13 protein-coding genes are annotated in these 13,111 nt (G+C 33.3%); 11 read left to right on the top strand and 2 right to left on the bottom strand.

Translation table 11 applies throughout. The features are described from left to right. Positions 1 to 1,025 precede the first annotated feature (1,025 nt). The 5 genes from thrS to HNQ90_RS15565 all read left to right on the top strand — a co-directional run bounded on the left by thrS (position 1,026) and on the right by HNQ90_RS15565 (position 5,281). Positions 1,026 to 2,960, top strand: coding sequence for a threonine--tRNA ligase (thrS, locus tag HNQ90_RS15585; protein ID WP_144116413.1), 1,935 nt, complete (start codon positions 1,026 to 1,028; stop codon positions 2,958 to 2,960). 41 nt (positions 2,961 to 3,001) lie between these two features. After that, positions 3,002 to 3,547, top strand: coding sequence for a translation initiation factor IF-3 (infC, locus tag HNQ90_RS15580; protein WP_222103375.1), 546 nt, complete (start codon positions 3,002 to 3,004; stop codon positions 3,545 to 3,547). A 125-nt stretch (positions 3,548 to 3,672) separates the two neighbouring features. Beyond that, positions 3,673 to 3,870 (top strand): 50S ribosomal protein L35, encoded by a 198-nt coding sequence (gene rpmI, locus HNQ90_RS15575; RefSeq protein WP_067150881.1) that lies wholly within the window; start codon positions 3,673 to 3,675, stop codon positions 3,868 to 3,870. A 100-nt stretch (positions 3,871 to 3,970) separates the two neighbouring features. Next, the gene (rplT, locus tag HNQ90_RS15570) at positions 3,971 to 4,315 is read left to right on the top strand and encodes a 50S ribosomal protein L20 (protein WP_092853079.1); all 345 of its coding nucleotides are present in this window, start codon (positions 3,971 to 3,973) and stop codon (positions 4,313 to 4,315) included. A gap of 156 nt (positions 4,316 to 4,471) precedes the next feature. After that, complete coding sequence (locus HNQ90_RS15565; RefSeq protein WP_144116415.1) at positions 4,472 to 5,281, top strand: HAD family hydrolase; 810 nt, start codon at positions 4,472 to 4,474, stop codon at positions 5,279 to 5,281. Here HNQ90_RS15565 and HNQ90_RS15560 read toward each other — a convergent pair. Both HNQ90_RS15560 and HNQ90_RS15555 read right to left on the bottom strand, forming a co-directional pair. Further along, entirely contained in the window at positions 5,278 to 5,700 is a 423-nt protein-coding gene (locus HNQ90_RS15560; protein ID WP_144116416.1) for a secondary thiamine-phosphate synthase enzyme YjbQ, read from the bottom strand. The genes HNQ90_RS15565 and HNQ90_RS15560 overlap by 4 nt on opposite strands. A 15-nt stretch (positions 5,701 to 5,715) precedes the next feature. After that, positions 5,716 to 5,994: an EF-hand domain-containing protein gene (locus HNQ90_RS15555; RefSeq protein ID WP_144116417.1), complete on the bottom strand. Its 279-nt coding sequence runs from the start codon at positions 5,992 to 5,994 to the stop codon at positions 5,716 to 5,718. 436 nt (positions 5,995 to 6,430) lie between these two features. On the opposite strand from HNQ90_RS15555, the gene HNQ90_RS15550 reads away from it, so the two are divergent. The 6 genes from HNQ90_RS15550 to HNQ90_RS15525 all read left to right on the top strand — a co-directional run bounded on the left by HNQ90_RS15550 (position 6,431) and on the right by HNQ90_RS15525 (position 13,075). Further along, positions 6,431 to 6,970 carry a hypothetical protein gene (locus tag HNQ90_RS15550; protein ID WP_144116418.1) on the top strand — a complete coding sequence of 180 codons (540 nt, stop codon included), beginning with the start codon at positions 6,431 to 6,433 and terminating at the stop codon, positions 6,968 to 6,970. Between the two features lie 9 nt (positions 6,971 to 6,979). Further along, complete coding sequence (locus HNQ90_RS15545; RefSeq protein WP_144116419.1) at positions 6,980 to 9,169, top strand: caspase family protein; 2,190 nt, start codon at positions 6,980 to 6,982, stop codon at positions 9,167 to 9,169. Between the two features lie 20 nt (positions 9,170 to 9,189). Next, positions 9,190 to 9,411, top strand: a complete 222-nt coding sequence (locus HNQ90_RS15540) for a hypothetical protein (protein WP_144116420.1) — start codon at positions 9,190 to 9,192, stop codon at positions 9,409 to 9,411. Between the two features lie 66 nt (positions 9,412 to 9,477). Next, positions 9,478 to 10,785, top strand: coding sequence for a toll/interleukin-1 receptor domain-containing protein (locus HNQ90_RS15535; protein WP_144116421.1), 1,308 nt, complete (start codon positions 9,478 to 9,480; stop codon positions 10,783 to 10,785). Between the two features lie 13 nt (positions 10,786 to 10,798). Then, entirely contained in the window at positions 10,799 to 11,923 is a 1,125-nt protein-coding gene (locus HNQ90_RS15530) for a toll/interleukin-1 receptor domain-containing protein (RefSeq protein WP_144116422.1), read from the top strand. 63 nt (positions 11,924 to 11,986) lie between these two features. Next, complete coding sequence (locus HNQ90_RS15525; protein WP_144116423.1) at positions 11,987 to 13,075, top strand: patatin-like phospholipase family protein; 1,089 nt, start codon at positions 11,987 to 11,989, stop codon at positions 13,073 to 13,075. Positions 13,076 to 13,111: the final 36 nt, after the last annotated feature.

Below are 13,111 nucleotides of genomic sequence, written 5' to 3'. Positions count from 1 at the left end.
TTGTTTCTCTTTTGTTAACTCGTTTCCTTGTTAGCGGGTGCAAATATAAAACCCTTTTTTAACTCTCACAATAGTTTTTTGATTTATTTTAAAAAGTTTTTTTTAACTTCCTAAAAACAACATCCAAACCTTTAATATGAGCGTTTTGCTATCTGCGATAATTACCGTTTTTAGCGGCTGCAAATCTACAACCTTTTTATTAACTCTTACAAGTGATTTTGATGTTTTTTTTGAAAAGTTTTTTCAACCTTTCTAAAACCATTAATCAACCTTTTATGAACGTTCCCTTAAACACTTATTGCGTTTTTAACGGGGTGCAAACTTACTATCCTTTTTTATTTTGACAATGACTTTTTTTATCTTTTTTTTACTTTTTTAATACCACTCCTTTAAAAGACTTATTTACTGCTATTTACAACACAAAAAAAACACTTTATAAAAAACCCCTAACCTCTTTTTATGTTTTACAGAATTGTTTACCCTGATATTACTTGTTTTGTCCCTTAATCTATCTTTACAATTACATATTATACCTATCTGATCTAGACTGTATTTATATGAGACTAGGTAAGTTTTTAATCGTTCTTGTTATTATATAGCGCATAGCCTCCTAATTACATATACATAATACACGGTGATAGACATTATTATTTACTCTACCTTAATACTAGTATGATTGGTTAGCTTTATTGTATAGAACAAGCTTACCTCCCTCCCAACCTTCCATATAATGTATGTTAAGCTTACTCCTTTAATAAACAGGATAAAAGATTCAGTTTTTATAATGTACTTATATAAAAGGATTCACTTATTGTTAATCGTTTAGCTAGACCATTACAGACATACCCGCGTTAGGGATAATAATGGAAAGCCCACAGCCCGACGAAGGAGGTGCGAGGACTTGAAATGGATAGCCCGACCCTTGGGTAACGCCCTATTTAAAAATTTATACCTATATATATATAGTGTTGGTTTGTTTATACTTTTATACTCATTATCTTTGCACCCGAATTTCAATTTAATTTATGATACATATTACTTTACCTGATGGTAGTGTGAAAACGTTTGACGAAGGCGTTACACCAATGGATGTTGCAAAAAGCATTAGTGAGGGATTTGCTAGAAATGTTATTTCGGCGAGTTTTAATGGTACAACTGTAGAAACGGTTACGCCATTAACAACGGATGGCTCTTTGGTTTTATATACCTGGAGAGACGATGCTGGTAAAACTGCTTTTTGGCATAGTAGTGCCCATGTTTTGGCTCAAGCTATTGAGGAATTGTATGATGGCGCGAAACTTACCATTGGACCTGCTATTGAAAATGGGTTTTATTATGATGTAGATTTTGGTGAGCATACGGTATCTGAAAAGGATTTTAAAGCTATTGAAACTAAAATGTTAGAGATTGCGCGTGGGAAACATGACTTTAGTTTAAGAGCGGTTTCGAAGGCGGATGCTTTATCCTTATATAAGGACAATGCTTTTAAAACTGAATTGATTGAGAATTTAGAGGATGGCACGATTACGTTTTGCGACCACTCTACGTTTACTGATTTATGTCGTGGTGGCCACATACCTAATACTGGTATTATAAAAGCGGTTAAGATATTGAGTGTTGCTGGTGCTTATTGGCGCGGTGATGAGAACAAACCTCAATTAACTCGTGTTTATGGAATTTCTTTTCCTAAACAAAAGGAGTTAACGGAGTATTTAGCCATGTTGGAAGAAGCTAAAAAACGTGACCATAGAAAATTAGGTAAAGAGTTGGAGCTTTTTACATTCTCGAAAAAAGTTGGACAAGGTTTGCCTTTATGGTTACCTAAAGGTGCTGCTTTACGTGAGCGTTTAGAAAATTTTTTGAAAGCTGCACAGAAAAAAGCTGGTTACGAAATGGTAGTTACACCACATATTGGACAAAAGGAGCTTTATGTGACTTCTGGACATTATGAAAAGTATGGTGAAGATAGTTTTCAGCCCATTTTAACACCTAAAGATGGCGAAGAGTTTTTATTAAAACCTATGAATTGCCCACACCATTGCGAGATATATAATAGTAGCCAATGGAGTTATAAGGATTTACCTAAGCGTTATGCTGAGTTTGGTACTGTATATAGATACGAGCAAAGTGGCGAATTACATGGTTTAACCCGTGTACGTGGATTTACTCAAGATGATGCTCACTTGTTTTGTATGCCAGAACAATTGGATAAAGAATTTAAAGATGTTATTGATTTGGTACTTTATGTATTTGGATCGTTAGGGTTTGAAAACTTTACTGCACAGGTTTCTGTAAGGGATCCAAAAAATCCAGACAAATATATAGGTGATGTAGCAAACTGGGAAAAAGCCGAACAAGCTATTATAAATGCTGCAACTGATAAAGGTTTAGATTTTGTTATTGAAGAAGGTGAAGCTGCTTTTTATGGCCCTAAGTTAGATTTCATGGTGAAAGATGCTTTAGGAAGACGTTGGCAATTAGGAACCATACAGGTAGATTACAACTTACCAGAGCGTTTTGATTTAACGTATAAAGGTAGTGATAACGAGTCGCACCGACCAATTATGATACACCGAGCTCCTTTTGGAAGTATGGAACGTTTTGTAGCATTATTGCTAGAACATACTGGAGGTAATTTCCCGCTTTGGCTAATGCCAACTCAGGCTATTATATTATCAATTAGTGAGAAATATGAAAAATACTCTGAAAAAGTTTTAAATTTGCTAGAAAATGACGAAATTCGCGCCCTTGTAGATCATAGAAATGAGACTATAGGTAAGAAGATTAGAGAGGCCGAAATGCAAAAACACCCGTATATGATTATAATTGGGGAGCAAGAAGAGCAAGAAGGCAAAATAACTGTAAGACAACACGGTGGAGAAGATTTAGGCATGATAAGTGTAGAAGCCTTCTCTGAAATAATAAAAGAAGACATTAAAAAAACGTTGAAAACGTTTTAATACATAAAAAGATAATAAGTTTAATTTAAAACCATAAAGCCATAGCAATTAGAAGAAGACAGCAACCTAGAAGGGTTTCGCAAGAAGATAAGCATAAAATCAACTCGAAGATTACTGCTCAAAAAGTACGTCTAGTTGGAGACAACGTAGAAATTGGAATATACACCAAAGGAGACGCTATGCGAGTAGCCAGTGCACAAGAGTTAGATTTAGTGGAGATTTCTCCAAATGCTGACCCACCTGTTTGTAAAGTTATGGACTATAAAAAGTTTCTTTACGAACAGAAGAAACGTGATAAAGCTTTAAAGTCTAAAGCGACTAAAGTTATTATTAAAGAGATTCGTTTTGGTCCTAATACAGATGATCATGATTACGAATTTAAAAAGAAACATGCTGAGAAGTTCTTAAAAGAAGGTGCAAAGCTAAAAGCATTTGTATTTTTTAAAGGACGTTCGATCATATTTAAAGAAAAAGGGCAAATCTTATTATTAAAGTTAGCTCAAGATTTAGAGGAATATGGCAAGGTTGAACAAATGCCTCGATTAGAAGGTAAACGTATGACCATGTTTATTGCTCCAAGAAAGTAATAAAATTTAATTCTGAATACTACATTAACTTAAGTTGATAGTGTAAATAAGAATAAAGATAAGATGCTGAAACACCAACAGCACTAAAATAATTAAGCGAAATAATTAAAAACTAGGAAAAGAAAATGCCTAAAATGAAAACAAAATCGAGTGCCAAAAAGCGTTTCAAGCTTACAGGTACTGGTAAGATTAAAAGAAAGCACGCTTTTAAGAGTCACATCTTAACAAAGAAGTCTAAAAAGCGTAAGCTTAAGTTAACTCATGATGGTTTAGTACATAAAGCAGATGAGGATAACATTAAAACAATGATGCGTTTAAAGTAACATTCGTTTTAATCGGTTAAAACAATTAATAAACCCTGGAGTTAGGCTCAATTAAAAGTGTCATGTATTTGACCGCCTACTACAAAACACATTTAAAATTATGCCAAGATCAGTAAATTCTGTAGCCAAAAGAGCCAGAAGAAAAAAGGTGCTTAAACAAGCAAAAGGTTACTTTGGAAGACGTAAAAACGTTTGGACAGTAGCAAAAAATGCGGTTGATAAAGCGATGCAATACTCGTACAGAGACCGTAGAGCAAAAAAGAGAACATTCCGTGCATTATGGATTACGCGTATTAACGCTGGAGCCAGATTACATGGTTTATCTTATTCTCAATTTATGGGGAAATTAAAAGCTAATGAAATTGAATTAAACCGTAAGGTTTTAGCAGATTTAGCTATGAATAACCCTGAGGCTTTTAAAGCCGTAGTTGACAAAGTAAAATAAGGCGCTTAGCCTATTGTAAAACATATTATTCGCTTAATAAAAAATCCGATTCGAAAGAATCGGATTTTTTTGTACTTATATTAGTTCTCGATACATTTTTTAGTTGAACTACCACTCAAAATGACATAAGAACATAATTAATATTAAAATTAGCCTATGGATTTATCGAACATAAAACTTGTTGTTACCGATTTGGATGGTACTTTACTTAACTCCAAACATGAAGTTAGTCCCTTATTTTTCGAATTATTTAAATCTTTAAAACAACACAACATTTTGTTTGTCGCTGCAAGTGGAAGACCTTATTACAGCATTACAGAAAAGCTACAAACCATAAAAGATGATATTATAATTGTTGCCGAAAATGGTGGCATTGTTATTAATAAAGACAAGCTTTTACTATCAACGCCTATAGAAACCAATAACTTAATTGAGTTAGTACATTTAATAGATAGCAATAACCACATTCATCCTGTTTATTGTACGCCATCAAAAGCTTATTTTAGTAAAAAATCTATATCCAATGGTTTACTAAATACATTGGAAGAGTATTATCCTAACCATTCAGTAATTGAAAATATAAAAGAGATTGAAGAGGATATAATAAAGATAGCTTTATACCACTCTCAAGATTCTGAAAAGTATATTTACCCCGTATTTAAACCTTTTGAATCGCATTATAAAATAAAAGTATCGGGAAAAAACTGGGTTGATATCTCCGATGATTTAGCAAATAAAGGTCATGCTATAAACATGCTACAGGAAAATTATAATATTTCTCAGGATGAAACTTTAATATTTGGCGATTACAATAATGATATTGAAATGCTAAAACTAGCTACCTATAGCTTCGCCATGGAAAATGCTCATGATAATGTGTTAGCCATAGCCAACCATAAAACAAAAAGTAACGATAATTTTGGTGTGGAATACATTTTAGATAAACTAATAAAAGCTAAACGTTAAGTGCCATAAACTGTAATTACAAGATTTCTTGATCCACCATAATCGCGATGTTCACATAAATAAATACCTTGCCAAACCCCTAAATTGGGTGTTCCGTTTGTAACTGGTATCTGCACAGATGTACTTAGTAGTGATGCTTTAATATGCGCAGGCATATCGTCTGGACCTTCATAGGTGTGTTTGTAATATGGTGCATTTTCTGGAACCAATTTATTAAAATGACTCTCAAAATCCAACCTTACGGTGAAATCTGCATTTTCGTTAATGGTTAAACTAGCAGACGTATGTTTAATAAACACCTGCATCTGCCCTATTTTTATTTCTTTAATTTCAGGAATAGCATGTAAAATGTCGTCTGTAATTAAATGAAAACCTCTACTAAACACTTTAAGTTTTAACTCTTTTTGGAACCACTTCATATTTGCAACACAGAATTAATCAATATCTTTTGCCATTTCTGCTATTGCTTTTTTAAATTCTTTCCAGTTTATTTCACCATCTCCATCTTTATCATAACCACTAATAAGTGTAGAGCCTACTAAGCCTCGAATAAAACCACTAATTTCTGCTTCCTTTAAAAGCTTTACAATTTCAGCTTTAGACAATTTACCATCTCCATTTTTATCAAAAAAATTAAAAGCAGCTTGAGGAGAATCGAAATGCTTAGTTAAAACAATTTGTATTTTTTTTATAATTGCTTTTTTAGATGCCATAGTATTATATTTTTATTTTTAAACACAGAAAAAGTGCCTTATTTGAAATTAGTATATGTTAAAGGGATAATTAAAGAATCTAAATTTTACACCCCACTTATATACTATATTACTAAAATTATGTAACTTAAACAAAATTTTAGCTTACATAGTATGAGTATAAAGGGCACACAAAATTAAATAATAAATTTTAATGCTTTTATAAATGATTCAATCTATGCCGTTTTGCAAGACTTGAATATTTGTTATGTATTAATATAGATGCGATTAACTAATAATTAAAACCAAAGATAATTTACTTAAACCTGTTGTAGATAAAATTTATAAACCCTAACAACATTTATAAATCTCCTTTTTTTCTCCCCTAAAAACATACAGAATATTTTAAAAATGTTATGGATTAATAGCGTTAACTATAAACCAACATTTATAAAAAATGAAACAACTAATCCAACAACCCAATACTTTGGAGCTTATTGTTAAGTTAGTAGAAATTCTCATTTGGCCATTAACCCTGCTTATTATTCTGTTTCTATTCCGGAAATATCTAGCAAAAACTTTTGAGCGCTTAGGTTCTATTAAAGCAGACCGTACTGGACTTTCGTTAACTTTCGAAAAAAAATTAACCGAAGCAAAACAACTATTACAAAACATACAGCCCAATGCTGTTTCTAAATCGGCTCCTCAAATTTCCATTACACCAAATGGCTCTAAATCACCCTACCAACAACTAGTAGATTTAAAAGTAAATTTAGAAAACCAATTGGTGTCTTTAGCAAAATCAAATACGGTGGATCCCGAAAATTTAACAAGCATCATGCTAAGCGACAAACTTAAAGAAACTGGTGTATTAAGTATAAATAACGAAAAACTAATTTCGGCCATTTTAGATATAATTAATTCGGCAGACTCATCAATAAGCCAACAACAAGTAAACGAGGTAAAAACACTATACAATAATGTAAAATTTAATTGAACATAACTTATGTCGACTTTAAAAAATGCTTACGCTTTACTTATTGGAATTGGAAACGATTTACCTGTTACTGTTAAAGACGCCAAGGCTATATATAATATTTTGGCCGATGAAAAACTAGCTGGTTATCCTCCTGAAAACATTATACTTTTAACCGAAAAGGCCGCCACAAGACAAGGTATATTGGATGCTTTTGATGAATTAATACAAAAAACGGCCCCATCTTCTTCCGTTATGCTTTTCTATTCCGGACATGGTGGTTTTTACGAACCTTGGAAACAATTTTATTTAGTTCCAAATAATTTTGATCCTGTAAACTATGAAAGCACTTGGGTAAAAGCTGAAGAGTTAAGAGAAAAAATAGCCCAAATAAAATCCAAACGCTTAATCTTTTTTCTAGATTGCTGTCATGCCGCTGGAATGACTAAATCGGTTGAAAACGCATCTACCCAAAACCCAGAAGACCATTTGGATCAGGCCGATGGTTTGGCGCAGCGTATTGACGATGGACAAGGCATGTCAATTGTTTCATCGTGCAGAGAAAACCAACTTTCGTATATTTTAGAAGGGGACAGCAACAGCCTATATACAAAATGTTTAATTGAAGTTTTAAAAGGAAAGCACAAAAACCATTTTGACGAACCTTTTGTGAGGATTTCTGAAGTGGTGCAGTATATATTTAAAAAAGTACCAGAGCGCAACCCTATTCAAAATCCGTATGCCAACCTTCAAATTTATGACGATTTCATATTAAGTAGCATTCCAACTAATTCAAAAAACATAATAAACCAAACCGTTACCGCTGCCATTGAAGCAGATAAAAGTACACAAAAAGAACTGATTACTGTATATAAGGAAACCGAAACTGCTAACAATGTTATTTTGTTTGTACATGGATTTTCAGGAGATGCCACTGAAAGTTTTGGAAACATACCAAATTATTTGGCAAAAGAAAAAAAACTAGACGGATGGGATATGTTTCCTCTTGGATACAGTAAAAATGTGCATCCCGAACTTGGAAAAAGCATTTGGGCCTCTAAAAACGACATTAATATTAATACCGATTATTTAAAAACATCGGTTAAACATAAATTTGGTAAATACAGCCGCATAGCCATTGTTGCTCATAGTTTGGGCGGATTGGTTGTACAACGGGCTATTTTAGATTTGGATAAAAGTCTGCGAGATAAAATAAGCCATGTTTTTTTATTTGGAACACCCAATAATGGCTTAAAACAATCTACAAAAAATAACGCGTGGCAAACCATTTTAAAAGATTTAAGTAAAAACGCCCCTTTTATAAAAACCCTTAGAAACGATTGGAAGCAACATTTTAAAAGTGGCTATCCGTTTACCTTAAGAGTTGTTTCTGCAACCCACGATGAATTTGTATCTACAAAATCGAACTTTAGCGCTTTTAACCCAGAAGAATGCGTAACGGTTGCTGGCACTCATTTTTCAATGGTTAAACAATTAAAAAAAGACAATGATACCTACACTTTAATAAAAAACACACTTACAAATAACTCATTTTCTAACACATACACTTCAGAAGAAGAAATAAATATTTTACTTGGCCAATACAATACCGTAATAAACAAACTTTTACCAATAATAGAACATATAGATAAACGTGGACTTGAACAATTAATTTTTGCATTAGAAGGCATGGGCAGAAACGAAGAGGCCTTAAGCCTATTAAAAACACATCCGCTGGCCAAAAACAATTCGAACTTATTAGGTATTTTGGCTGGACGATATAAACGAAAATATTTAAACGATTTTACTTCTAATGATGGTAATGAAGCTCTTAAGTTTTATAGCAAAGCACTAGAAATTGCTAACGAAAACAAAAATTACGACCAAATATATTACCACGCCATTAATTTAGCTTTTTTAAACCTACTTATTAATCAAGATTATAACCAAACAAAAACCTATGCACAACTTGCCATTGATGCAACCGAAAAAATACCGCTAAACACCATGTGGAAACTTGCCACCTTAGGGGAAGCTAATTTATATTTAGGCGATTTGGAAACCTCTAAAGCTTATTACGCTAAGGCCTCAAAAATGGCTGGAATTCGAGAAAAAATATCCATCCACACCAATGCTTTTACTGCCTACACAACCATGATGAACACGGAAAACATTGATGATGAGTACATTAAATTCTTAAAATTGAAATTTTTGTCGTAAATTAATTAAAATTTTATAAGATGCTCAAATTTACAAAAGGTAAGCTTCCAGAATTGGAATTCAAAAAAGCGGTAAAGAAGCCTATTCCTGTAAATTGCATTCAAATAAAAGAGCCTTTTGAAGTAGAAACCATGGAAGGCATAATGAAAGGTAAAAAAAACGATTGGCTCATGATTGGTATACATGGTGAGATGTACCCATGCGATAACTCAATTTTTAAAGAAACCTACGACCTGTTATAGATATACTTATTATTAGAATTAATTAATAGCACAAATTTTAATCTAATATTAATATAACATATAAACATGTCAAAAAACAAAATTTTTTTCAGCTACTCGCGTGATAATTCGGAGTTCGTGTTAAATCTCGCTAAAGATTTACGATTAGCAGGAGCCGATATTTGGTTGGATCAACTAGACATAAAACCAGGGACACGTTGGGATAAATCCATAGAAAAAGCATTAGCCGATTCCAATACCCTATTAGTTATTTTATCGAAAGGTTCTGTAGAATCTACCAACGTCATGGACGAAGTTTCTTTTGCCCTAGAAGAAAACATGATAGTGGTTCCTGTACTTTTAGAAACCTGCGATATCCCATTCCGACTAAGACGTCTGCAATATGCAGATTTTAGTCAAGACCATAAAAAAGGAATAAATGCCTTAATAAAAACCCTTGGTTTAGAGCAAAATGTCGCATCTAAATTGGTTGATGTAGCAGCATCAAATAGCAGTAATGTTACAGCCGCAGAAACCCAAAAAGCAGAACAGATAAAAAAGGAAATCCAAGAAAAAAAAGAAACTACCGCCCATACCAAACCCATAACCCATACCTATCAGCAACCTACAACTCCTACTCTATCCAAAAACAATACAGTTTACTATGCTATAGGTGCTATCGTTTTGTTATGTGGCATATTATACTTTTCGGGAGTTTTTAATTCAGCCCCAGGCGATAAGAACCAAAAACTTGTAAAAACGAGTATAGAAAAGGCAGATGCTTTTACAAAAGCAGATTCCGTGAAAAAAGCGGACTCCATTAACAAATTAAATTTGGTAAGAAAAGCAGACTCTATTAATAAAGCAAACTCCATTAGAGAAAGAGACTCTATTAAAGAAAGAGATTCTATTAAAAATCTAGAAGTCATAAAAGATTCAATAGCGAAGGCAGCTCCTCCAAAACCTGTTACTAATATTTATGATGCAGATTGGGCCTTTGCAGCACGTACGAACTCTATTGATGAGTATTTAAATTACATGAAAAAATACGGTTCAGATAACCCGCATTTTGATGAAGCCAACACAGCCATAGATTCAATTTTTGAAAAAGAAGGCTTTATTCAATATAAAGAATCCAATGGTAACAGTTTATTTTTAAAATATTTTTGGAAAGATGTCAATGGAGAATTCAGCTTTAATGAAGACAGAGGAAACCCCAACAAAGAAGACATTGTTATAGCAAAACAAGCAAGAAATGTTAGAAAAGGCGTTATTGGTGTGCATTCAAACTCTGCTAGAAATGGTGACGTTATAAAAAAAGGTGAAAAAGTACGAGTAACAGATGTAATTAAAAGCGGTAGCACTATTTGGGTAAAAATTATCTATAGTAAATAAAAAAATATAAATCATGTCTTCAAGAATTTTTTTTAGCTACAGTAGAGATAATTCAAAATTTGTATTGAATCTCGCCAAAGAGCTGAGGAGTGCTGGTGCAGACATTTGGCTTGATCAACTAGACATTGACCCTGGAGCGCGCTGGGACAAATCCATTGAAAAAGCGTTAAAGACCTCGCCAGTTCTTTTAGTTATTTTATCCAACAGCTCTGTAATGTCCCATAACGTAATGGATGAGGTTTCTTATGCCCTTGAGGAAAACAAAAAAATAGTTCCTGTACTTATGGAAGCCTGCGAAATTCCTTTTAGGCTACGCCGTTTTCAATATGCCAATTTTACCGAGGATCACCAAAAAGGTATTAATAGTCTTATAAAAGCTCTTAATTTAGAAACCGAAGTTGCAGAAAAACTATCGGATATTTCTGTAGAAGTTGACAACCACGAACAGAAGAAAAAAGAGGAAGAAGAAAAACTCAAACGGGAAGCGCAAGTAAAAGCAGAAGCTAAATTAAAAGAAGAAAAGCTAAAAGAAAAACAACAGAGAGAGGAGCAACAAAAAGCCCAAATTTTAAAGGCCCAACAAAATAAAGTAACTAAAAGTTCTGGTTGTAGTACAACGGTAATTATCATTGGAGCTATAATTACTATCATTTTTTGTTTTCTAGTATTTTTATTCGTCCTTGGCTCTATGGATGAAGGTGATTACGATACCGTTACCCCTTATCAAGAAGTAAATTCCACAGTATATGATGCAGATTGGAATTTGGCTGTGAAAACAAATACGTTACAAATGTATTTGACCTACGTCTCTACATACGGCCAAGGAAACGAGCATTATTTGAAAGCTGCAAATGCAATAGAAAAATTATTAGTAAAGTCTGGCTACATCCCATACACAAATGCAAATAACACGCAACGCTATTTTAATCGTATAGATGAAACAGCTATAGATGACTTTCCTAGGCCAAACGATTTTATTATTGCGCTTACCAATTCCAAAGTTTGGACTTCAATGCCTAGTTATGATACAAATGCTAGCCTTAACGGCGACATTATTTATTCAGGTGAAATCGTTTTTGTAGTAGATGTTATATATGAAGGTTTGGCGGCATGGGTACAAGTACGTTATCCAAATTAAAAATATTTAAAGCATTTCCCTGTCTTAAAATAAACCTGCATAACATTTAAAAATTAAAAACACATGAGTAACAATCAACCAAAACGAATTTTAGCTTTAGATGGTGGCGGCATTAGAGGCGCTATTACACTTGGCTTCCTTGAACGTATTGAAACCATTTTACGCGAACGGGAAGGAAACCCAAATCTTAAATTATGTGAGTATTACGATTTAATTGGGGGTACTTCTACAGGAGCTATAATTGCATCTGGGTTGGCCATTGGCATGACTGCTTCAGAGATTAAAGATTTGTATCTAAATATTGGAGATAAAATTTTTGGTGTAAAAAGAAGCTGGCTCTTAAACCCCTTAAAACGGTATAAAGCAGAATTTGATTTTAAGCCTCTTGAAAACGCATTAAAAGAAGTATTTGGAGACATAACAATGGGAAGCGACAAAATAAAAACAGGGTTATGTTGTGTTACCAAACGTGCCGATACCCTAAGTACCTGGCCTATTCTTAACCATCCTGAAGGAAAGTTTTTCGAGCAAAATAAAGACATTTTACTAAGAAATGTAATACGTGCAAGTGCGGCAGCTCCAAGTTATTTTATTCCTCAGAAAATTGATGTTGGAAATGGAGAGATTGGAGCTTTTATTGACGGTGGAGTTAGTTTAGCAAACAATCCCGCATTGCAATTATTTTTAGTGGCTACCTTAAAGGAATATCCTTATAAATGGGAAACTGGTGAAGATAACCTATCTCTACTATCGTTAGGAACCGGAACTTTCACAAAACGTTATAATGCCGAAAAAATTTCAAAAAAAGGACTTTTAGGTTGGGCTACCTTAATACCCGAAATGTTTATGGAAGATGCCAATTACCTAAACCAAACGATATTGCAGTATCTTTCAAATTCCCCGGTTCCGCGGAAAATAGATTCTGAAATATTAGATTTAAAAAACGATTTACTCACTCCAAAACCCGCTTTAAGTTATGTAAGATACAATGTTATGCTTGAAAAAGAAGAAATGAATATGTTGGGATTGAATTATACTGAAATAGACCTGATGTCACTTCGAGAAATGTCGGATTCTAAAAATAAAGATAAGTTGTACGAAATAGGCTCTAAGTCCGCTGCAATTCAAATTAAACCAGAACATATTGTATAATATAACAAGAGCTCAAACAACCTATATAATTATAGA

It is taken from the genome of Algibacter amylolyticus (assembly GCF_014202225.1).
Lineage (GTDB): Bacteria > Bacteroidota > Bacteroidia > Flavobacteriales > Flavobacteriaceae > Algibacter_B > Algibacter_B amylolyticus.
Note: the sequence above shows the minus strand (reverse complement) of the source record. Positions and strands in the feature narration are given on the sequence as shown.